The sequence below is a fragment of the Weissella sp. LMG 11983 genome, from assembly GCF_025908495.1.
Lineage (GTDB): Bacteria > Bacillota > Bacilli > Lactobacillales > Lactobacillaceae > Weissella > Weissella fermenti.
This window is the reverse complement of the sequence record NZ_JAOZFD010000001.1, coordinates 1,189,302-1,212,406: the sequence shown is the minus strand read 5'-3', so window position 1 is coordinate 1,212,406 and position 23,105 is coordinate 1,189,302. Positions and strand designations below refer to the sequence as shown.

Annotated in this window: 16 protein-coding genes, 3 pseudogenes, 1 riboswitch and 1 other annotated feature; of the genes and pseudogenes, 3 read left to right on the top strand and 16 right to left on the bottom strand. The window is 45.6% G+C overall.

Translation table 11 applies throughout. The annotated features are described in order from the left end of the window. Window positions 1-3: 3 nt before the first annotated feature. The 3 genes from OIT45_RS06240 to OIT45_RS06230 form a co-directional block, all read right to left on the bottom strand. A complete protein-coding gene (locus OIT45_RS06240; protein ID WP_199403929.1) occupies window positions 4-1,605 on the bottom strand; it encodes a glycosyltransferase family 4 protein in 1,602 nt (533 codons plus the stop codon). 143 nt (window positions 1,606-1,748) lie between these two features. Beyond that, window positions 1,749-2,618: an NAD(P)-dependent oxidoreductase gene (locus OIT45_RS06235; protein ID WP_199403930.1), complete on the bottom strand. Its 870-nt coding sequence runs from the start codon at window positions 2,616-2,618 to the stop codon at window positions 1,749-1,751. 88 nt (window positions 2,619-2,706) lie between these two features. Continuing rightward, on the bottom strand, window positions 2,707-4,212 hold the full coding sequence (locus tag OIT45_RS06230) for a helix-turn-helix domain-containing protein (protein ID WP_242458254.1): 1,506 nt from the start codon (window positions 4,210-4,212) through the stop codon (window positions 2,707-2,709). Window positions 4,213-4,404: 192 nt separating this feature from the next. Between OIT45_RS06230 and OIT45_RS06225 the strand changes: the two genes are divergently transcribed. Beyond that, the gene (locus tag OIT45_RS06225; RefSeq protein WP_199403932.1) at window positions 4,405-6,024 is read left to right on the top strand and encodes an L-lactate permease; all 1,620 of its coding nucleotides are present in this window, start codon (window positions 4,405-4,407) and stop codon (window positions 6,022-6,024) included. Between the two features lie 385 nt (window positions 6,025-6,409). Here the strand turns inward: OIT45_RS06225 and OIT45_RS06220 are convergent, their stop codons facing one another. The 3 genes and pseudogenes from OIT45_RS06220 to OIT45_RS06210 form a co-directional block, all read right to left on the bottom strand. Further along, the gene (locus tag OIT45_RS06220) at window positions 6,410-7,363 is read right to left on the bottom strand and encodes an aldo/keto reductase (protein ID WP_135798545.1); all 954 of its coding nucleotides are present in this window, start codon (window positions 7,361-7,363) and stop codon (window positions 6,410-6,412) included. Between the two features lie 85 nt (window positions 7,364-7,448). Further along, window positions 7,449-8,020: pseudogene (locus OIT45_RS06215) on the bottom strand (xanthine phosphoribosyltransferase). Then, window positions 8,020-9,339 (bottom strand): nucleobase:cation symporter-2 family protein, encoded by a 1,320-nt coding sequence (locus OIT45_RS06210; protein WP_199403934.1) that lies wholly within the window; start codon window positions 9,337-9,339, stop codon window positions 8,020-8,022. The pseudogene OIT45_RS06215 and the gene OIT45_RS06210 overlap by 1 nt, the downstream one beginning before the upstream one ends. A gap of 113 nt (window positions 9,340-9,452) precedes the next feature. Next, window positions 9,453-9,551: riboswitch (purine riboswitch) on the bottom strand. Window positions 9,552-9,709: 158 nt separating this feature from the next. Between OIT45_RS06210 and OIT45_RS06205 the strand changes: the two genes are divergently transcribed. Continuing rightward, window positions 9,710-10,108, top strand: a complete 399-nt coding sequence (locus OIT45_RS06205; protein ID WP_199403935.1) for a hypothetical protein — start codon at window positions 9,710-9,712, stop codon at window positions 10,106-10,108. Window positions 10,109-10,151: 43 nt separating this feature from the next. Here the strand turns inward: OIT45_RS06205 and OIT45_RS06200 are convergent, their stop codons facing one another. The 7 genes and pseudogenes from OIT45_RS06200 to OIT45_RS06170 form a co-directional block, all read right to left on the bottom strand. Further along, window positions 10,152-11,492, bottom strand: coding sequence for a dihydrolipoyl dehydrogenase family protein (locus OIT45_RS06200; RefSeq protein ID WP_135394356.1), 1,341 nt, complete (start codon window positions 11,490-11,492; stop codon window positions 10,152-10,154). A 66-nt stretch (window positions 11,493-11,558) separates the two neighbouring features. Continuing rightward, window positions 11,559-12,059 carry a GAF domain-containing protein gene (locus OIT45_RS06195; RefSeq protein ID WP_199403936.1) on the bottom strand — a complete coding sequence of 167 codons (501 nt, stop codon included), beginning with the start codon at window positions 12,057-12,059 and terminating at the stop codon, window positions 11,559-11,561. Between the two features lie 95 nt (window positions 12,060-12,154). Beyond that, window positions 12,155-12,394 (bottom strand) — a binding site (T-box leader). Window positions 12,395-12,467: 73 nt separating this feature from the next. Continuing rightward, the gene (locus OIT45_RS06190; RefSeq protein ID WP_199403937.1) at window positions 12,468-12,806 is read right to left on the bottom strand and encodes a thioredoxin family protein; all 339 of its coding nucleotides are present in this window, start codon (window positions 12,804-12,806) and stop codon (window positions 12,468-12,470) included. A 144-nt stretch (window positions 12,807-12,950) separates the two neighbouring features. Continuing rightward, on the bottom strand, window positions 12,951-13,985 hold the full coding sequence (locus OIT45_RS06185) for a branched-chain amino acid aminotransferase (RefSeq protein WP_199403938.1): 1,035 nt from the start codon (window positions 13,983-13,985) through the stop codon (window positions 12,951-12,953). An 83-nt stretch (window positions 13,986-14,068) separates the two neighbouring features. After that, window positions 14,069-15,055 (bottom strand): annotated as a pseudogene (locus OIT45_RS06180) (NAD(P)-dependent oxidoreductase). Window positions 15,056-15,347: 292 nt separating this feature from the next. Beyond that, the gene (locus OIT45_RS06175; RefSeq protein ID WP_199403939.1) at window positions 15,348-16,097 is read right to left on the bottom strand and encodes a glycosyltransferase family 2 protein; all 750 of its coding nucleotides are present in this window, start codon (window positions 16,095-16,097) and stop codon (window positions 15,348-15,350) included. A gap of 112 nt (window positions 16,098-16,209) precedes the next feature. Next, window positions 16,210-17,154: an NADP-dependent oxidoreductase gene (locus OIT45_RS06170; RefSeq protein WP_003608442.1), complete on the bottom strand. Its 945-nt coding sequence runs from the start codon at window positions 17,152-17,154 to the stop codon at window positions 16,210-16,212. 300 nt (window positions 17,155-17,454) lie between these two features. Here OIT45_RS06170 and OIT45_RS06165 point away from each other — a divergent pair, with 300 nt between their 5' ends. Beyond that, window positions 17,455-18,528 carry a VanZ family protein gene (locus OIT45_RS06165; protein ID WP_264339922.1) on the top strand — a complete coding sequence of 358 codons (1,074 nt, stop codon included), beginning with the start codon at window positions 17,455-17,457 and terminating at the stop codon, window positions 18,526-18,528. A gap of 136 nt (window positions 18,529-18,664) precedes the next feature. Here OIT45_RS06165 and tyrS read toward each other — a convergent pair. The 3 genes and pseudogenes from tyrS to OIT45_RS06150 form a co-directional block, all read right to left on the bottom strand. Continuing rightward, window positions 18,665-19,848, bottom strand: a pseudogene (gene tyrS, locus OIT45_RS06160) (tyrosine--tRNA ligase); the annotation flags it as partial. A gap of 318 nt (window positions 19,849-20,166) precedes the next feature. Beyond that, window positions 20,167-21,870 (bottom strand): DUF2207 domain-containing protein, encoded by a 1,704-nt coding sequence (locus tag OIT45_RS06155; RefSeq protein WP_199403942.1) that lies wholly within the window; start codon window positions 21,868-21,870, stop codon window positions 20,167-20,169. A gap of 229 nt (window positions 21,871-22,099) precedes the next feature. Continuing rightward, window positions 22,100-23,005, bottom strand: coding sequence for a sulfite exporter TauE/SafE family protein (locus tag OIT45_RS06150; RefSeq protein WP_199403943.1), 906 nt, complete (start codon window positions 23,003-23,005; stop codon window positions 22,100-22,102). Between the last annotated feature and the right edge of the window lie 100 nt (window positions 23,006-23,105).

Here is a 23,105-nt window from a genome sequence, read left to right as displayed (position 1 = left end):
CTCCTACTTTGCATCATGGGCATGTGCTGGCATGTCTGCCAACTTGGCCGGCCAAACGCGCTCAGCATCATCCAACAAAACACGCCATGCTTGCCAAACGTTTTCTTCTGAATAACGTTCTGAAGAATCATATGCGCCAGTTGAATATTGTTGGGCCAACTCAGGATCGCGCAACACCTTCAACATCGCCTCGGCCATCGCTTGATAGTCTTCGTATGGGACAACGTTTCCGTTAACACCATCTTCAACGATTTCGTTTGGTCCGTAATTCACATCATATGAAAAGGCAATCAAACCGTGTGAAATAGCTTCCATGATGGCCAAGTTAAATCCTTCCATGCGTGACGTCAAACCGTACATCATGGCATTGTTTTCAACAGCATCGATATCCGTCGTGTAACCCTTCATCGTGACAACGCCATCCAAGTTGTACTCGCGAATCGCTTCTTCAACCGCAGTACGGGCCTTGTAGTTATCAGTTGGATCAGCATAACCGTACAAGTCCAACGTAACTTGTGGGAATTCCTTGTGCACGATACCAACGGCACGTACCAAGTCATCCAAGTGCTTCTCCCAGGCAATACGGGCAAAGGCGATGACCTTACCGAATTCACGTTGTGCAACTGGCACACGTGGTGCGTTCAACAATTCATCAGGTACAACCCCGACCGGAATCGTGAAGAGCTTTGTCTTAGGTTGGAAACGCTCATTCACATCATGCGTTTGCTTGTGCGTCGCTGAAACGACGGCATCGTATTCATCCAAGGCATTCATAGCAAACTCATAGTGATTGTTCAAAATTGAATGCATTGGGTCTTGCGCATCCCCAGCGTGAGAATTGTGCAAGTGCATGGCGATATAAGCCGGCTTACGCAAGCGCAAAAGTCCCCAATCACCCAAGTGCGAACGGTCCAAGACAAACACGTTTGGCTTCTCATCTTGCCAGAAGTCATCATTCAAACGGTCAAAGAAGTGCTTTGTCAATTCTTCAATTGTATCGAATTGCAAAACATGGCCATCATGTTCAATCAAACGCCAACCAGATTTAACAAACTCACCAGCCATCGTGTTCTTGTTGAATGTCTCGATAACCGTGCGCCCTTCAGGCGTCACCCAAGTTTCTGTCCCAATCTTGTTGTCCGGTGTGTACCATTGCAACAATGAGGCGAAACCACGTGAGTCATAGTGATCAACACGGAACAAGTTGTTATAACCGTCAAACAATTCCGTTGAACGCACACGACGATCAGCGGTTGCATCATAATTAACACGCGCCACCAATTGACCATTTTGCGCATTCACCAAGTAACGGTTATTCTCTGGTTCATCAACCAACACCGTTCCCGGCACACCAAAATCAAGGTCTTCAGCATGCAACGTCTTAGGTGTTACAGCCATCGCCTCTTGGAAGTAATCAAACATGTTAATGATCTGTTCATCCGGAATCCCGGCTGCATTCGCATTAATGTGAGCAACTGGATCCCAATCGCGCAAAACGACGCGTGAATCTTCATGGTGATTATTAAATAATTCAAAACGCTTTAGTTGCGCATGCTCAATACCAGATTTCTGGTTTGGCATCGTCGCATTAACGAAGAAATTCATAGTACCGCCCTCTCATGAGCTTTATATTAGTAATTAAATATTATTATCCCTATTGTAACAGTTATCATATTAAACAAACCGTATGATCTTGTTGCGTATTTTGTATGAAAAAAAGGCAACCTTTCAGTCGCCTTTCTTCGTTACTATGCATATTGTGCCCAAAGCTTTACCAATGCTTGCGTTCCCTCGTCACCGAGGTTCTTTTGTTCAACCAACTTCGTATACAAAGCCTCCGCTAAGTCAGTAGCCGGCAAAGCCAACTCCATCTTGGCAGCCTCATCCAACGCGATGCGCAAATCCTTCAACAAGTGCTTTGCATAGAAACCAGGTTCAAAGTCACCTGCCAAAACACGTGGGCCATAGTTATCCAATGACCAGTTTTGTGCGCCACCAGCAGCCAAAGTTTCCATCACCTTGGCAACATCCAATTCAGCTGCTTTCGCGTAAACCATCATTTCTGACATTCCCAACATCGTGGCGGCAATCATAATTTGGTTAGCCATCTTCGTGTGTTGACCGCGACCAGCGACACCAAAACGGTTCGCTGCTTTTGAAATAACATCAAAAATTGGTTGCAAGCTATCATAGGCAGCCTGGTCACCACCCGCCATAATCGTCAACGTACCATTCTTGGCACCAACATCACCACCAGAAACTGGGGCGTCCAACACCTTAACCCCATACTTTTCACCATCAACAGCCAATTGTTCGGCCAAAGTTGGCGTTGACGTCGTCATATCAACGAAAATTTGCCCAGCGTGCGCACCAGCAAATAGTCCGTTGTCACCATAGTATTGTTCTTCAACATCCTTTGGATACCCAACCATCGTGATGACCAAGTCGGCTGCTTCTGCAATCGCCTTTGGACCATCAGCCCACGTTGCCCCGTTATCCAACACGGATTGGGCGTGGGCCTTCGTGCGGTTGTACACCACCACGTCGTAGTTTGCTTTCAACAAGTTATTGATGATACCTCGGCCCATTACACCCGTTCCGATAAATCCAATCTTCATCTCGCGTTACCTCACTTCTATTCGTACTGTCTATTGTACACCGCTGGCAAAAAAGACCAAGAACTTGCGCCCTTGGTCGGATTAATCATTATTCTTGTTCAGGTTGTTCACTACGCCAATCTGCGAATTTTTTCATCTTCACACGATTTATTTCATCGCGCAATTGACTAACTTCATTGGGCGTACCCATGCCATGCCAAATGAACACCGTACAGTCCAAATCAACCGGCTGCGGTGTATCCGTCAGCAGAATATCGGTATGCTCCGTCAATAGATGATTAATTTGAACTTTGTAGCCCGGGAACATCCGCAACGATTGCGCCACAACCTTTTCAAGGCTCTGGTGGGCTCCAAAATCAATCGTCAAATTAACAATCGGCAAACGATCATAAAAGTCTTGCGACATCATAATGACCGCCATTAAATCTGGCAATACGAAATTTTTGTAATCAACATCATTATCATCTGTCGCCACCGCAAAGCGTTCCAACACATCCTCAGAAAACTCGTAGGCCAGTGGGAACTCTGGTGCCAATTGCTCACGATCCATCATGTAATCGAAGTCATCATCACCAGTGTATGGATAAACTAAGTAACGCAGCAACATAGGTTGCATTGAACGCGTCACCGCACGAATTGATTCTTGACGTCCACGATTCTTAAACAAGCACAAGTAGGATTCATGGAGGGCCTTTTCAAACAGCCGCCAGTGCGTAATTGATTCCTCACTCGCATCTTCAAATTCCGTTTCGTGTGGGAAAATTGATAGCGTGTGTAGCACCAAAATAATGAATCGTGCTTCCGCCTGCACCTGCGCTTCTGTGATCTCCGGCAACTTACGTAACTCACCACTCAAAGCCAAAATGATACGTTGGCTGCTTGAAGAGAGTTGTTCAGTTGGCTTCAAAAAGCGATTTGCCAAAGCTGCATCAACGTAGTGTCCACCCTTCAAACGCAACCACCAAATTGCATACAAATGACGCAAGTTCACTAATTGTGTCTCACGTAAGTATGGGCACTCAGGTTCAATCAACTGCTTAATTGATTCACGTGATTGTTCACGCACTTCTTCTGGGAACGGCGATTCACGACGACCATTGTAATAAGACAATAGTTGCAACTTAAATAACCGAATATGCGCTTCGTTCCCGATTAGTTGATAATCCTTGGAAATTTCAATTCCTTCACGAGCAAGCTCTTCGATAACAGCTGCACGCTCTTTATACATCTTTGGTACTGAGACATCGACTTTGAAAGCAAAGTCTTCCCAAGACGTAATGCGTTCGTGAAACAGATCCTCAATCATCTGTCCGCGAATTGATATTTGCAGGTAATGTAGGCCTAGCGCCTCCCAATCCAGCAATTGAATTGGCAATTCGAAGATAACATCCGAGCCATCTTCAATCACAATGCTGTCAGATACACCCGTGAGAATCTCAATATCAACCACTAATTGCTCAACCGTTGTCGTCACCAAATAACGTGACAAATCTAAATCTGTCATGATTTGTGTTATTGGCGCTGCCCCGATTTCCTTAAGGTAGCGAAACATCTTCAACTTATTACGGTCTTGCTTTTCATGCATCCATTTCATTTTTCTCACCACAACCCACATTAACCAAACGTACTCTCAATGAGAAGATACTAACATTTATATTATATTTGTGCCTTATTTAAATCCTGACAACTCATTAAATATCGTATAAAAATCGGACAGTTATCCAATTAAGTTGTGATTTACTGTACAATTAAGAGGACTGAAAAAACGAGTTTTCTTGGGGGTTACATGCTAATTATTGCACTTCTGGCGGTTGTTCTGCCGCTGATTTTGTTGGCGGTTTTCAATATGCCAGCTATGAAAGGAATGGCCATCAGTGCCGCGGTTGTTTCACTAGCCGGCTGGTTCTTCTGGCACATTCCAACCAACGTCATGGCGGCGTCGATTCTGCAAGGTATTCACAAAACATTTCCAATTCTATGGATTTTGTTTGGGGCATTGATGGTCTTGCACGTCTTACGTCATACCGGCGCTATTACACGTATTAACGCTGGTTTCGAATCACTATCAGCCGACATGCGAATCCTGGCGGTTTTGATTGCTTACCTATTTGGTGGCCTGATTGAAGGTGTTTCTGGGTTTGGAACGCCAGCAATGGTGACGGCACCGTTGTTGATTGCCTTAGGGTTCACACCAATGGCCGCCGTTACGTTGGCCTTGGTTGCTGACTCAACTTCAGCTGCTTACGGCGCTGTGGGAACGCCGCTAACCGTTGGGTTGAGTAACGTGGCACCGTCAAATGCCACTGATTTTATGAACGAAATCGCTCGTTCAATGACCACAATTGATTTGTTCGGTGGTACATTCATGCCCCTCATGTTGGTTATCTTGCTAGTTACATTCTTCAATCGTGGCAAGAAATCAGCCCGTGACTGGTTGGAGATGACACCATGGGCTTTGTTCATCGGTATTGCGTACAATGGCTTCGCTTGGGTGTACGCGCACCTAATTGGTTATGAGTTCGTGTCAATTTTGACACCACTAACATTGCTAATCATTGCCGTTATCACACTTAAGACACGTTTCTTGTTACCAAAGACAGCGTTCACGAACCCTTGGAAGGGTGCAAACTTTGCCGGCGATGGTGTGCAAAACGACGAAGAAGTTAATCAACACGCTTCAGGAAACATGTCATTGTTGACGGCCTGGTCACCTTACCTCATCGTGGTGGTGCTCTTGTTGCTATCACGAACAATTGGTTGGTTGAAGGATTTCATGAACCACGCTATTGATTTGGGCTGGGTCAACATCCTTGGTATCAAGGGAATCAGCTCAGATTGGCCAGTTTTGTATTCACCAGGATTTATCTTAACGCTAGCTGCTTTGATTGCCTTGATCGTCCAGGCACGTACAATCAAGCCATTCGTGCCAGCCGCAAAGACTGTGTCTGCCTCAATGGTCAGCACGGGAATCACATTGATGGTGACGTTGATCATGGTGCAAGTCTTCTCTAACTCAGGGATGAACACCATCGACATGCCATCAATGCCAACTTACATTGCCAAGACTGTGTCTGAACACATGGCTGGCGTTTGGGTGTTCGTTGCCCCATTCTTGGGTGAACTTGGTGCTTTCATTACTGGAAGTGCCACGGTTTCAACATTGACGTTCTCACCTATCCAAGCCGACGTTGCAGCAACTGCTCACTTGTCAGCGCCAATTATTTTGGCCTTGCAAGTTATCGGGGCCGCTGCTGGTAACATGATTTGTGTCCACAACATCGTGGCGGCCAGCGCCGTTGTTGGTTTAGCTGGTAAGGAAGGCGCAATCTTGCGTAAGACAGCCATTCCGGCCGTCGTTTACGGTCTATTGATCGGAATCGCCGGTGCTGTGATGCTAGTATTCTAATAGTTAATGAAAGTCCGTTGCCTTGCGCAATGGGCTTTTTAATTTGCCAAAATAAAAAGCACCGACAAATCAAACCGATTCGTCAGTGCTCTATGATTTTATTAAACGCCTGGCGCAACTTCAGGCATCTCTCCGATAAGTAAACAAATTTTGGCACGCTTGCAGCGCACCAAGAATTCATTCACTTATCTCCGGATACCTGATTTTTGGCTTTCAGCCAAAAAACGTTGCTCTATGCTCTTTTTAAACGCCTGGCGCAACTTCAGGCATCTCTCCGATAAGCAAACAAATTTTGGCACGCTTACAGCGCACCAAGAATTTATTCACTTATCTCCGGATACCTGATTTTTGGCTTTCAGCCAAAAAACGTTGCTCTATGCTCTTATTATGGCAAATCGTTTCCAGCTGCAAAGTAGATGTCGTACCACTCTTGGTTCGTCAACGTTACCTTGTCGCCGTCCATCATTTCGTCCAAACGGTTTACGTTCATTGAACCCAAAACAACTTGCATCTTAGCTGGGTGGTGCAAAATGAAGGCCACGGCAATCGTGTTCTTCGTTACACCATACTTGTCAGCCAATTCTTGCAACTTTGCGTTCAATACTGGGAACTTATCGTTGTCGATAAATGGTCCCTCAAAGAAGCCGTATTGGAATGGTGACCATGCTTGAATCGTCATGTTCTTCAAGCGTGAGTAGGCCAAGATACCACCGTCGTGATCAAATGAACGCTCATCTGACATGTTCACGTGAATATCTGAATCGATCATTCCCGTGTGCATGATACCGAATTGCAATTGGTTGGCAACCAACTTTTGCTTCAATGAAGCTTGGACCAACTCAACTTGCCATGGGTTCATGTTTGATGTTCCAAAGTGCTTGACCTTACCAGATGCCTGCAACTCATCAAAAGCTTCAGCAACTTGCTCAGGGTCCATCAACGTGTCTGGACGGTGCAACAAGAAAACATCCAAGTAATCCGTTTGAAGACGCTTCAATTCTTCGTCAACGGCTGAGATCAAGTGTGACTTTGAGAAGTCATAACGAGGTCCCTTCCAGCCGTCACCTGAAATTTGGCCGTCTTCAAGGATGATGCCACCCTTTGATTGCAAGAAGATGTCCTCACGGTTTACACCGGCATCCTTCAACGCTTGTCCCAAAACAACTGAACTCTTACCTGCGGCGTAAATGTCAGCTGTGTCGAAGAAGTTCACATCCTTTTCCAAAGCCTTCTCAACCAAAGCTTGTGCTTCAGCAGCAGACTTGTCAGCGATGCGCATTACTCCCAAGGCAACGTCAGGAACGATTAGTCCTGAGCCACCCAAATCAATTTTTGCCATTGATACTCACCTCCATGTGTATGCCCCCAGTCTACTCTTCTTCTTTAAAAAAGGCCATGAACATCTGGTGAATATTCATCTTGAATTAATCTGCGAAGACAACTTCGCCATTGTCAAAGGCAGCAATGCGGGCCAATGATTTACGCGAACGTCACGCTCGTCCAACAAGACACGGCCCTTTTGGAACGTCTTTTCAATCACGATGCCGACACCGACAACCTCGGCACCAGCTGCTTCGGCAATTTGCATCATACCTTCAACCGCTTGACCGTTTGCCAAGAAATCATCAATCAACAACAAACGTTCACCCGGTTGAATGAAGCGCTTATCAACAATAACGTGGTTCGTTTCTTGTTTAGTAAATGAGTACACATCCGCCGTGTAGTGGTCCTCAGACAACGTGAGTGACTTCTTCTTACGCGCAAACACCATCGGCACATTCAGAGCTAAAGCTGCAAAGACAGCCGGTGCAATCCCTGATGACTCAACTGTGAGTACCCTATCTACCTTGGCATCTGCAAACAAACGGGCAAATTCATCCCCCATCGCCTTCATCAAAGCCGGATCAACTTGATGGTTTAAGAAGTTATCAACCTTCAACACTTCCGTTCCAATGACGCGTCCGTCTTGCTTAATTCGTTCCTCTAGCAACTTCATTATTCAACCCCTGTTTCTTTTTCACGTCCCGGCAAAACAATGTTTAAGAACACTGCTAATACCGACGTCACAACCACTGCATTTTCGATAACCAATCGCACCAACTCTGGTAAGTGTTGGAAAATTTGTGGGTACACTGTCACCCCAATACCAGCCCCAATTGAGATTGCGGCAATCATCAAATTACGTTCCTTGGCAAAATCCACCTTGCGCAAGATTGTCGTTCCTTGCACACCAATCGTACCGAACAAAATCACCATCGCACCACCCAACACTGATGTTGGGATGATTGTTGCTAAAGCACCAAACTTTGGCAACAACCCAATCAACAACAGAATGCCGGCAGCGTAGTAAATTGGCGCCTTTGATTTCACGCCAGACAAACGCACTACCCCAACGTTTTGTGAGAACGTTGAGTATGGGAAGGTATTAAACAAGCCTGACAAAATAACAGCCAATCCTTCGGCACGGTATCCCTTCGCCATGTCGTTATTCGTTAGTTTGCGACCCGTTAGGTCAGCCAAGGCGAAGTACACACCAGTCGATTCAATCATCGCCGTTAGCGCAATGATAATCATTGTGACAACGGCTGATGAGTGAAAAGTTGGCGTCCCCAAGAAAAATGGTGTTGGCAAGTGGAACCAAGACGCTTCCGCTACCGGCGCCAATGAAACCATACCGAGCAGACCAGCAAAAATTGTTCCTAGAATAATGCCAAGCAGAATCGAAATCGCTTTCGTAAAGCCCTTTGCCAACAAACTGACCAAGATAATAACGGCCATGGTAAACACGCCAACCGCCAGATTCCCGGCGCTTCCAAATGACTTTGCGGCCACATCACCACCACCAAGGTTTTGAATCCCAACTGGAATTAACGCAAACCCAATAACCGTAATTAATGACCCCGTCACAACTGGCGGGAAATATTCACGCAAGCGCGCAAACAAACCAGCAATCAAGAACACAAAGACTCCTGCCGAAATCGTGGCGCCGTACATGGCACCAATCCCCAACGTTCCACCAATATTAATCAATGGTGTCACGGACTGGATTGCTGACCCCAGCACCACCGGCATCGCAATCCCTGTCAATCGCGTGCTCTTAAGTTGAAGTAATGTTCCGATTCCCGTCATAAAAATGTCCGCTGAAATCAGATACGCCATTTGTTGTGGCGAAAAATGTAAAGCCGTTCCGATCAGTAGTGGCACCAAAATACCACCTGAATACATCGCTAAGACGTGTTGCAATCCTAAAACCGCTTCCTGCAATCTTGATGTCTTAGTGTGTGTTGTAACCCCAACTTCCGTGACGGCTTCCATAATAAACAAACCCCTCCATCTCTTCTGTGTAACCACTACCCCAATTAGGTGATTCGATAGAACTAAAAAACACCCATTCACATGCGAAAAAGCATGCAGAATGGGTGCATTAGATATCTCAAAACACTATCGGTAGTCCGTCTCTTGGGAAACGGGTAGGAACTCGCCGGCCATTCTCCAGCAATTATACCGATAGTGATTACGTTCTCATTTGTTTCATCAAATATACCAAAAGTGTACGAATTTGCAAGCGTTTTTCAGAAAATCGCTATTCAAAGTTCGTGTTTACATGTCATTTCTGGCATGAATGCCCAACTTTTTGCGGGTATAGTTAACCATATTAAGTATTAACAATTTAGGAGAAAGTAGTATGCGTCCTATTGAACCCCACAAACGAACAAACCGGTTACCTGCTGTTGTTATCTTTTGCCTCGTCTTAATGATGGGAGCGATTATCACGGCAGCTTATTTCCTGGGACATTCAACCGGTTATCAACGTGGTGTGTTACATGGCGCTGAAGAAGCTTTGACGGTGCAATCGTCTGGAACCCAAAAGGAAAACAGTAGCGCCATGTTGGAGAAAGCTTTGCAAACCGCTGCCACGGCTGCCAAGGTGAATCCAGACTCAGTTTCCGCAACGAATGAGGTTTATAACCCGACAGACCGAACTGTTGAAGTCACATTTGAAGACGGCGAATTAACACACACGGTTGTAGTTAGCCGTGATTGCAAGACCGTGCTGTCGCACACCAGCGCACCGGTACAATAATGAAAGAAAACGGCCAGGAAACAAATTCCTGGCCGTTATTTTGTTAGAAGAAGTATTCCAAATCTGATGCTGGGGTTGGATATGCGTACAAACGATCACGGATTGCTTGGTAGCCATCCTTGTTGTTAATTGCTTCAGTGAAGTAGTTAATCAACTCATCGGCATGCGCACTCAAAACTGTTGCGCCTACCAACTTCTTGTCGGCATCCAAGACAACCTTGGCACGGGCAGCTGGCTCACCTGTACGGTAATACGTAAACCAGTTGGTCATGTCGATGTCACGGACTGAGTAGCCGTTTTCTTCGGCATATTGCGTTGGGACACCAACCGCTGCCAACTTAGGCGTACCGTAAACCACAACCGGCACCGCTGGGTATTCGATTGGTTGGTCATGGCCTAAGATAACTGACGCTGCATAACGTGCCTCATAGTAACCAACCGTTGTGATACGTGGCTTGCTTGTGTTCGCCACGTCACCCGCTGCATAAATGTGTGGGTTTGACGTACGCAAGAATTCATCAACGTTAATACCGTGGATATCATCTTCAACACCAGCGTTCTCCAATTGAAGCGTATCGTTGTTTCCAACACGACCAACCGCGCGGACAACCACACCGGCTGGAATTGTACTACCAAAACTCAATGTTGCTGAGTAACCGTCATCCGTCTTTGCCACTTCCGTTACTTCTGTGTTGAAGTAAATACGAATGCCACGGTCATCCAATTGATCGAATAGCGTATCAACAAACGCTTCGTCAAATTCTGACAACAACTCACTACCACGGACGACCAAGTGAACTTGTGCCCCTGCAGCAGCTGCGATTGAGGCGAACTCAACGGCAATGTAACCACCACCAATAATCACAATATCTTCAGGCATCTCAGCCAAGCTCAAGAATTGCTCAGAATTAATGGTGTATTCAGCCCCTGGAATCTCCAATTCAGCTGGTCGTTGACCAACCGTCAAAATCCAATCAGTTGCTTGCACTTCAACATCTTCATCACCGTGCACAATCACTGTATCTTCATTAATAAAGTGAGCTGCTCCGTATATGTGACCGATGCCGTTAGCGTCCAATGAGTGAACCGTCTTGTCAGGAATTGCTTCCGTGAAGCGCATCTTACGGCCCATCAAGTCTTCCCAGTTAATATCAACCTTACCGTCAACACCATCCCCACGTAGGAAGTCCACGTGTTCCTTGGCTTCAACAGCGGCCAACAAAATTTTCTTAGGATCGCAACCATAATTTGGGCATGTTCCACCCCATAGGTACTTTTCAATCAAAACGACTGACTTACCTGCAGCCTTCACATCTTCCGCAGCGGCCAAACCAGCTGGTCCGGCACCAATAATTGCCACGTCATAGTGTAATGTCTCTGCCATGTCTTACTCCTCGTTAAACTTTAATTTTGTAACTCTATTCTATCAGGATTGTCTAGTGACTTCTGATTAGATGTATTGCAACAAAGTCTTAACGAAGTGCTCAAGCTCAGCCTTTTCCTTGGCACCGAAACGGTTAAAGGCCGTTGAGTCGATGTCCAAGACACCCAGGCGCTTACCATCGGCCGTCGTCAAAGGTACCACGATTTCAGCGTTTGATGCTGGGTCGCACGCGATGTGGCCGTCAAAGACGTGCACGTCAGCAACCGTAATCGTTTCTTGCTTCTCGAACGATTCACCAACTACACCTGAACCGGGCTTGATGCGAACAACCGCTGGCTTACCCATGAAAGGTCCAAGAATCAATTCATCAACCTTTTCATCGTACAAGTAGAAACCGGCCCAGTTAACTTGCTTCAAGTTCTCAAACAAGATTGCTGAGGCGTTTGCCAAGTTAGCAAGTGGGAACTTTTCTGATTCTTCCCCCTTGATCCATTCAACCAACAACTTTGAAATCAATGGTGTCTTCAACAATGTGTCTGCTTCTGCGCGTGTAATCTCAATTGCCATAATCTATATACCTCGTTTATTAAATACTCTCTACGTCTTGTCATGAATGCGATGAATAAAAAAGAAAAAGCCGCCCCTAGCCAGAATAATTTCTAGCTAGGGACGACTTTATCGTGTTACCACCCTAATTTATGTACTTGTCACCAAATACACCTCTACAGTTCGCCGCACTAAAACGGATAAACCAGGGAAGATAACGGTTCCTACCGTGACATCAGCTTGCACCGACGTCATTTCTCCGAGCTCATCTTCATGCCTTGAACGAAACGATTTCACATCAACCAATCGCTTTCTGGGTTCATCCGTAACACTACTCTTCTCATCACCGAATTCATGTCTTAACTTATGTGCTTCATCATACACACTAAAAATTAGAATGTCAACAACTAATATGAGATTTCTTTCATGTTAACCAACATGTTCGTTAATCCAATTTTGGACGTCCTTTGGATTCAAACGTTCACCGTTCCCGATGTGCGCAACTTGTTGGCCATCTTCAAACAAGACAAACGCTGGAATACCCATCAATCCTTGTTCTTGGGCAACAGCCAAATTAGCGTCACGATCAGCATCCACCCAGTTCGCCCCATTGGCGATGACGGCATCCTTGAATTGTTGAACAAATGGCTTAATTGCCTTGCAGTCACCACACCAATCAGCTTGCAAAAACATTAGTTGCTTGCCCGGTTGGTTAATCACCGCTTCAATTGTGGCATCATCATTAGTAGTTGGTTCATAAAATTGCATGTTTCTTCCCCCTATTCTCTAATGAGAAGCATAACAAAATCATCACTAATTGAACAGACGTTGTAAAATGCCAACTGCATAGTTCATATCAGCCTGCTTTTAAAACCTATCTTTTTGAATGTCAGTATTATTCTTTTTTCTAATTTAATCTAGTGGTACATCCACTACCCAGCCGTCAGGTCCAGTTTCAGTCCCAAATTGAATGCCCACCAAGCGATTATAGAGTGCTTGGGTCTGTGGACCAACTGCCGTCTCTGAATAAAATACGTGCTTATTGCCGTTGTGCGTAATTGACCCCACCGGTGAAATAACGGCCGCTGTCCCCATTGCACCAGCCTCTTCAAACTGATCCAAATCATAAATACTAATCGTTGTTTCTTCAGCCTTTAACCCTGCCTCTTCAGCTAGTTCTAGCAAAGAATACTTGGTGATAGACGGCAAAATAGAGGGTGACTTAGGCGTCAAGAAACGACCGTCCTTTGTAATACCAAAGAAATTCGCTGACCCCAACTCCTCAATATTTTCATGTAAGCGTGGGTCCAAATACACAACGTCTGAATATCCATCGGCATGCGCGCGTTCCCCAGGCAGCATTGATGCAGCGTAGTTACCACCAACTTTAGCTTGCCCCGTACCACCGTGCGCAGCACGATCGTATTCACTCGTGACGTATGCGGTTGGGGTTAACCCGCCCTTGTAGTACGCACCCACCGGTGTCACATAGATATTGAAAATATACTCATCCGCTGGATGAACGCCAACAACCGCACCAGATCCAATTAGTAATGGGCGAATATATAGCGTTGCCCCAGTTCCATACGGTGGTACAAATTCTTGATTCGCAGCCACTACTTCTTGAACTGCCTTAACAAATAAATCTTCGGGATAACCCGGCATACGCAAACGATCAGCCGATCGAACCATACGGGCGGCATTTTGGTCTGGACGGAATAAGTTAACACCACCATCTGGTCGGCGGTAGGCCTTTAACCCTTCAAACACTTGCTGGCCGTAGTGGAGTGCCGCAGAGGCCTCGCTAATGTGAAAATCACTATCAGTCGTCAACTCCCCCGGTTCCCATTGTCCATTACGATAAACGGCACGATATCGAAACGGCAGGTCATGATATGCAAATCCCAACTCACTCCAATCTAAATCTGTAACACGTGTTTTAGCCATCGCCCCTCATCCTCGTTTCGTTCATGTTGACATTGATTATTAAATTTTAATGAGAATTTGTCAACCGCTTTTTCGGAACCTGATTAATAAATTTCATGTTCAGAGCTTTCACCGGCAATAATCAGCCGGACATCATCTAGCGCGATATCCACCATATTTTGAACAGCGATATTAGTGAAAAAGGCAATATGTGGTGTCAAAATGACATTGGTTAACTGATGCAACTTATCAATCAGTGGTTGCTCAGTTAACCCATCGACACGATGATCAGCATTCAAAACTGTTTCTTCACCAGTTACCGTATCCAGTGCCGCTACTGCAATTTCACCGTCTTCGAGCGCATGCAGTAATGCTGCCGTATCAATGACCGGACCACGGCTGGCATTAACTATACCGGCAGTTGGTTTCATCGCCTCAAAAATGCCGTTTGAATTAGATTCGTTGAAGCGTCATTTAAATCAACATGCAAACTAACGACATCAGCTTGGCGTAGCAATTCTTCCTTCGAAGTATATGTCACAATATCAGCTAACTCTGTCCGTGGGTTTATATCAAACCCTAACACTCGGGCGCCAAGTACGTGTAACAGCTTCGCCAGCGTCCCACCAATCCGCCCGACACCAATGATACCAATAGTTGTCGAATGAATTTCCTGCGCCTGTAGTCCGTCCAAACGGTAATCATTTTCTCGTACACGTCGGTCGACTTCATAGGACTTACGCAACACTCGGAAAATTTGCATCAGCGCATGCTCCGCTACACTACGTGGTGAGTACGCTGGCACATTGGTAACCTTAAGGTCATGCTCTTTGGCCAATGCCAGGTTAATGACATCATATCCCGCTGTTCGTATCGTAATCTGCTTAATCCCCGCCGCCTGGAGCTGAGCGTAGACATCGTCTGACAAACGACTCCGTTGCTGTATCACAATACCATCTACGTCCGTTAACTTTTCAAGATTATCCTCCAGTAATCCTGCTGACGTCACAATGTCAATTTGTGTGCGTTGCATATGCCGTAATAGCTGCTTTCTCATCTTCACGTACGCTAGTCATAAGAATTTTCATAATATCCCCCTTGAACCCCTCAGTTCGTTAAAACAAAAAACCGGTTGTTTCTAAATGAATAGAAACAACCGGTTATCCCGCCATTGATAATTGTTCATCAATTAGGACAGGCCGACCGGATGCTTCTTTGCAATCCGATTGGCCAAGCAAAAACCTTTTGGCTCAAATCGGATTTTTCCGAAAAAACCAAAAGAATGATGATTGTGTAGTTGTCGTATTTACTTGCATCATCACGCTTGCTCCCTTAGTAATTGATAAACATTATTCTAATTTATTTTTAATCAAAGTCAACCACTTAAATAATGTCATCACCGATGCGGGCGATTTGTTGATCGATTTCATGCTCACGTTCACGCAAGGCGTGTGATGCGGTGTGGATGATACTCGTTGAACGAGACACCTTGTTATAAAGGACATCTGATGCAAAGAGTGAATACTCTGACATCGCCTTTGAGGCAACAACTTGCGCAATCCACAAGTGATCTTCGGCCAACTCAAGCGTTTCATCGAAGCGGACCTTGCTATCCAACAAATCCGCTGAACGGTAAATTTTATTCCAAACCATCCCTGAAATAACGTGACCACGGTGCGTCACACCTTCAAACATGCCAGCGCGATCTATTTTGCGGAAGGTTACTTCGTGGGCCTTCTTTGGGGCACCACTAGCACCCCAACTAAAGCCAACACTCGCAATACTAATGTCGGGATTTTCTTCTAGAGCACCAACCAGCGTTTCAACAAATGACGGTGCCAACTGGTCATCCCCATCCACGAAGATAAAGTACTTACCGCGAATTTGGTCTAGCGCTTGATTACGAACTGCTGCAACGCCCTTACGCTTGCGGTTTTGAATCACACGCATGCGGTCATCACGAGCTGCCCAGTGGTTAATTTCTGACATCGTGTCATCTGATGACGCATCATCCAAAATCACAATGTCCATGTTCTTATACGTTTGCTTATTTACGGTTTTTAGGCTGTGGCCAATGTATCCCTCAAGATTGTGACTCAACACAGCAACCGTCACGAGTGGTTCCTTATACATTGTATTTTCCTCTTTTGTTTAATTTCATGACCACTATAAACTAAAATCCGCACGACCGGTGGAAAAAGGTCGTGCGGATTTTCTGATGTGCGTTTAATTGTAGTTGGTCAAATTAGAAAGTCAAAACAACCTTACCGCGAACGGCTTGTGACTCAACAATCTTGTGACCTTCCTTCAAGTTTTCCAAGTTGAATGGCTTTACTTCGGCAACAGCAACCTTGTAGTCACCGTTTCCCAAGTGCTCCATCAACTTCGTCAAAACTTCAGTCGTTGATTGCATCACGTAGTAGTCACCCTTGATGTTCTTGGCATCACGGGCAGCCTTAACGTCGTCACCCAAAGGAACAGTAGACACGATGCGTCCACCTTCCTTCAAAACTTGCATTGAACCCAAAGCGTTGTTACCACCGATAATTTCAACAACAGTATCAACTGATGACTCTGGAATCACGTCAGTAAACTTTTGCGTCGTGAAGTCGATTGTCTCGATGTCGGCGTTCAACTCGTGTAGGTAGTCAATGTCAGTAGGCAATGACGTCGTGTAGATCTTTGATGCGCCACGGTACAAAGCAGTTTGCAAAGCAGCGTAACCAACAGCACCGGCACCACCGTGGATCAAGATTGACTCACCTTCTTGCAAGTTCAATGCATCAACAACGGCTTGGTAACCAGTTTGACCACCCAAGGCCAAAGCGGCTGCATCTTCAAATGAAACTGAATCTGGCAAGTGACCAGCAGTGTCAGCATCAACAACAGCATACTCTGCGTATCCGTGCTCGTGTGGTACAGCAACAACGCGCTCACCAACCTTGAACTCAGTTACGTCAGCGGCAACCGCTTCAACAACACCGGCAATCGTTGATCCACCGATCATGTTTTCCTTTGCAGGCACACCAAAGGCACCGGCACGGAACTTAACGTCGTATGGGTCCATTGCGATAGCAGCTTGCTTGATCAAGATGCTACCCTTCGTCAAAACTGGTACTTCTACTTCAGCTTCGTGGAAGACGTCAACGTCCCCAAATTCGTCAAATACAACAGCCTTCATCGTAGTCATATCCTAAGTCCTTCTTTCGCTTCAAAAAATCTCATTAATATTTATACAACATATTTATGCAACTAATTTTACACTTACAAAAAGTAAATGCAACAGAAAATGCCAACTTTGTGAAATTTAGTGGTCTAGACTGTATACTCTAAGTATGACAGAAAAGCGGAGGAAAGTGTTGTGGGAGGCTTTGGCGTACCTATCAAAGACGCAATTATTGCGTTTCCAATTATACTAATTGTTTTATTCGTACCATTTTTGTTTTTACAATATCGTCGCTTCGGATCCGTGACCTTTTGGCACACGGTGATGACGTTTAGTTTCGTATTTTACTTTACGACCGCGTACTTCATGGTTATTTTGCCGTTGCCAACGGAAGCAACCTTGGAACATTTGCAGGCGATTTACGCCCAGACGATGAACCTGGATCCACTCCAAGTTGTCCGCACCTTCTTTAACGACAACCCCTACTTCCACGGTGGCGGGTTGAAGGCCGGTTTGTTGGATCCATCATTTACGCAGGCAGCCTTTAACGTGTTGCTAACAGTACCATTCGGTATGTATTTGCACTTTTACTTTAAGCGCGGTTTCTTCACAACGTTAATTCTAACGATGATGCTAACGGCGTTTTACGAAACGACGCAATATACCGCGTTGTATCACATCTACTGGCGCCCATACCGCTTGTTCGACGTTGACGACCTCATTTTGAACACCATGGGTGGCGTTATCGGTTGGATTTTCGCCCCACTACTTGGGTTGATTTTCCCATCCCGTGACCGCATGGATGAACGTGCACGCAGTCTTGGTCACCGTGTCACGCTGGTACGTCGTCTACTATCATTCGGCGTGGATTACGTTATTGCTTCAATTATCGGCTTCATTCTTAATCAAGTTGTGTCAAATCAAATAGCAACTGACCTTGTTTCATACCTCATCGTTTGGGGGATTGTGCCATTATTGATTGGCGCAACACCTGGTCAACTGATTGTCCGCACCCGTTATGATGTGGCTAAGTCACAACGTTGGCGCATTTTCATTCGAAATGGTTTGATGGTCGGCTTTACAATTTACTTCTTCCCATTCTGGTTGCAACTAATCGGTTCAACTGGAACGGTATCAGCTGAATTGTTGAACCGAACATACACATTCATTCTGTTGTTTGCGGCCCCAGCCGTTGTGCTGGTCCTAGATTGGTTCATCACAATCTTCCGTCCGCAACACAAGCTACTATATGAAAAGATTAGTGGCGTTGGTTCAGAAGCTATCGTCAAGCAAACGACAATGGCCGACGCACCAATTATGCAAGAACAACCAAAAACACCCGCTACGCCTGATGTTGCTCCTAAGCAACCAACCACGCGCAGCGAGCGTCATCAATAATCAAAAGGGCACTGCAAAAATATGCAGTGCCCTTTACTTATTTTAGATAGTAGTTAGTTCATTAACGAACAACCGCAACGGCCCACTTCTTCTTACCGCGCTTTACGATGACGTACTTACCATCGTACTTTGCAGCTGGGTTAACAACCGCTTCTTCGTCAGTGATTTGCTCACCGTTGATACGGATAGCCCCGTCCTTAACAGACTTACGTGCGGCCGTCTTTGACTTTTCCAATCCAGCTGCAACAACCAAATCCAACAAACCGATTTCAGCGTTGTCGATTTCGAACGTTGGCACGTTTCCAGCCAAGATTGCGACTTCATCAGTCGTCAATTCTGACACATCAGCGTTACCGAACAAGACCTTCGTCATCATCTCGGCCGTCTTAACAGCATCAGCACCGTGAACGAACGTTGTGACTTCTTGAGCCAAACGACGTTGTGCATTACGAGCAGCTGCGTTCTCTTGCAAGTCAGCAACTAGGCCAGCAATTTCGTCTTGTGACAAGAACGTGAAGTACTTCAACATCTTCTCAACGTCTAAATCAGCCGTGTTCAACCAGAATTGGTAGAATTCGAATGGCGTCGTCTTTTCAGGGTCAAGCCAAACAGCTCCACCTTCAGTCTTACCAAACTTCGTACCGTCAGCCTTCAGCAACAAAGGCACCGTCAAACCAAAGGCAGGTGCTTCACCACCTTCAAGCTTGTGGATCAAATCGATACCACCCGTGATGTTACCCCATTGGTCTGAACCACCAACTTGCAAACGCACGTTTTCGCGCTTCCACAACTCGTGGAAATCGATTGATTGCAAGATTTGGTACGTGAACTCAGTAAATGAGATTCCTGCTTCCAAACGTGATGCAACCACGTCCTTAGCCAACATCGTGTTGATTGAGAACAACTTACCGTACTCACGCAACATGTCTAGCAATGACAACTTTCCCAACCAGTCAAAGTTGTTAACAATCGTGAAACCATCTTCACCGAACAACTTAACCATTTGGGCACAATCTTTTCAACGTTAGCTGCCACGTCTTCTTGTGACAACAACTTACGCTCTGACTTTTTACCTGATGGGTCACCGATTGAACCAGTGGCACCACCCACAACGATAACTGGCTTTTGACCAGCCAATTGGAATCGCTTCAAAATCATAAATGGAATCAAGTGACCAATGTGCATTGAGTCACCAGTTGGGTCGATACCAACGTATACCCCAATTTGTTCCTTAGCCATTTGATCACGCAAACCAGCTTCGTCAGTGGTTTGGTTGATGGCACCACGCCATTCAAGTTCTTGCAAAATATCTTCTGCCATGAATCCCGTCTCCTTTAAATCATTACATCTTATTTATTCTTTGGTTGGGTACAAAAAAGCGCCCCAACCAGCTATAACACTGATTAGGGCGCTGTTAAACGCGGTACCACCTAATTTGCCACGGTATGCCGTGACCACTCATCTTCCCAGTAACGTTGGGGCGACGCACATGAGGTTTATGCGGGTGTAATTCGAGCTTCGGAATTGGTTAGTTCACAACGACCACTAACTCTCTGATTGTCCACCGATTATCTACTAAAACCGCTCATGCGATATTGGTAGTATAACACGAAATTAGACCGATAAAAAGGCGCGATTCTAGAACGCACCACCGCCAGATCCACCACCGAATCCACCCGATGAACCACCGGCACCCCAACTGCTACCAGTATCAGATCCGTTACTTGTAACACCGTAAGCCGAAACACTCGACGGGCTAAACATTGTATAGGCTACATAGATTGGCACAAAGTTCGCCATATCATCTACCGGTTCGAGCTGAGCTTGACGCAAGGCATCCGCAACTTTGTCAGCCACCCCGAGTACAACAGCGTAAGCCAAGTAACGATCCCATAGCATCACGTCAGGTACTTGCTTCACCTCGAATTGACCAACATCCCGCAACATACGTTCAAAGCCAAACCAGGCTTCCGCTATTGGCCATCCTTCAACTGTGTATATTCGCCTAATTTTTACTGCCATCGCAAATGCCACCACGGCAATCAGAACGGATAGACCTACACTAACCCCTGTAAACCATCCCGCAATATGCGCTGAACTCATCACCCAGACGGCACCGTTAATTACTATGACAGCCACTGCGGCAACAATCGTCCAAACCTGCCATTGCGTTAATTGCGATACAGCATCATGATCAATCAAATTGACCGGCTTAGCAGCTCGCCGAACTTGATCCTCAAAACGATCAATTTTATTAGTGTAACGTTTTGCAAAAGCACTCTCACCATCTTGCATCGTCTGCGTTTGAATGCTCTTCCCAACCTCAACTTGTTCACCAAACAAAATCGTTAATAACGTCTCTTCAAAATCGTTAAATGCTATCATGCGATCTAGTTGAATTCGATAATTCGTCTTACGCCATTTCTTTGTTGGCTCTTCCGAAACGGTCAACACTCGCTTCGCTAACAAATCCATCAAAGTGGCACTAAACAACGTTGATACCGCTGCACCACTATCACGTAGCTGCCAACCAACAACCGCTGGCGGTAAATCAGATGGCAACTCATAATTATGTGGCGTCTCAATAACATGCTTATTTTGCGCACGAATACGACGCCACAGTGCAATTAGGCGAATCAATAAACCCAACGGCAAAATAGCAAACCACGTGACATAACCTTGCATCGCTTTATCTCGCTTTGCTGTTTTTTCAGCTCGTTCTGCAATGGCTCGTTCTTGATCCAGAATAGTCGATCGTCGATTACCCGTTCGTTGGGTTGCTGTCGATAATGCTGCTTGGTCAAACATTGTGTGCACTTCAACTGGCTGATCAGGGTTCACCCGTGCTTTTTCATAAGTTAGCGTCCCCGCTTGCTTATCCACCACAAATTGCGTTGTACTCTTCGAATGCGTCCACGCCTGCAAGGTTTGGTAAGTCATTTTCGGTAGCTGAATCACAATTTTTGTGTGTTGCAAATCCGTTTGCCAGTTCGTACCGATGATTTTCCAATTAATTTCGCCAACATCTTGATAACGCTTTGCAACGTTTGCTAGTTGGTATGTCCAGGTGACTTGATAAGTACGGTCAGCTTTCACGGGGTAATGCACCCGAAATTGCGTGACATCCCCATCATGCTTTTGCTCCAGGCCGTATCGGTTTCCCGCGCTATAATTGCCGACAACCTGACCGTTAACCGTTGCCGTTGGCGACCCAATCAACTTAACATCTTGATCCGTTTCCTGACTAACGTAAACACCGTTCATGTCATCATCAAAATCATAAATCAGATTGTAGCGAATCGTCGCTGAACCGTCTGGATTAATGGTTACGTGTTCATGCATTTGTTTAATCTCATAGTCGCCATCGGCCGATGCCACTTGGGTCCCAACGAGCATTACGATGACCACTGCTAAAAGAAGTTTCAGTATTTTTATCATATTATCCCCATTTCAGGTTACATATTCCCCGCCACCTACTCTCTATATTTTATGCCTTTCGTTTACCCTAAGCATCTTTAATATTTAAAAAGCAGTGTGTTGATTATATTTCATCAACACACTGCTTAAAAAATTAGTTATCTGTATTAATAATATCAGCCGGTTCCGGCTCACGTGAATCTCGATACAAGTTGAACGCTGTATACGCTGCCAAAGCTACAATAAAGTAGCTTAGCACGGTGATATTAATACCTGTCACCACAGTTGCAGCAACAATAACACCAAGCACACCACCGACGATAATACCGGTGAAGCCACGCCACTCAATACGACCTGTACGCACGAAGCCGATAGCAGACGTCATCATAATCATGGCCGCATCCATCATCATCACTGGGAAAGCGACCAATGGGTTAACCCCAACCAATGAGAAGAAAATCAACTCAGGTGTGTAGTTACCCAACCCGATGGTCATCAAAACCCCCAAGGTGAAGTTCACGACCAAACCGAGTACTAATAACCAACCATGCAACCCATGCACAGCCATTGAATCGGCGTGACCAGGGTTTGCTAGTAGCTTGATCAGCATTGCGATTGCTGCCAATGCTAGCCCAATCGACAAGCCACGTTGCATCTTACGTACTGGCCAATTAGCCGTGATACGCGTTCCAAACGCTGCTCCGGTGATGGCGGCTAGTGTCATTGGTACCAAAGTTGTCACTTCAATCTTAACTGCTGACAGGAAGAACAATGCTTCAACGAACACCGGAATAGCGTGTGCTGCGTTCATCGTGCCTGGTAGCTTACGGTCATCATCTAACCACTTCGTCCCTTTGAACAAAGCCGTTGTCGTTGCAAACGATCCGATACCCAATGTATCGCCAAAATCTGTGATAAATCCAATCAGGAATCCCGGGACAAACTTACGGAGTGGATTAATCTTGTTTCGACGCATTGAAACGGTATACAAAATCGCCATACCGATTAACGCAATGATTAATATCGCCTGCAAGGCCCGTAATACTAGTTGTTCTGTCATAATAAATCTCCTGATTAAAAAAGTTTGTCCGAAGACTAAGTTTACCAAAAATTAGTGCGCCCGGCACCTTTTTTGCTTCTGAATGCGTACACAACACAAA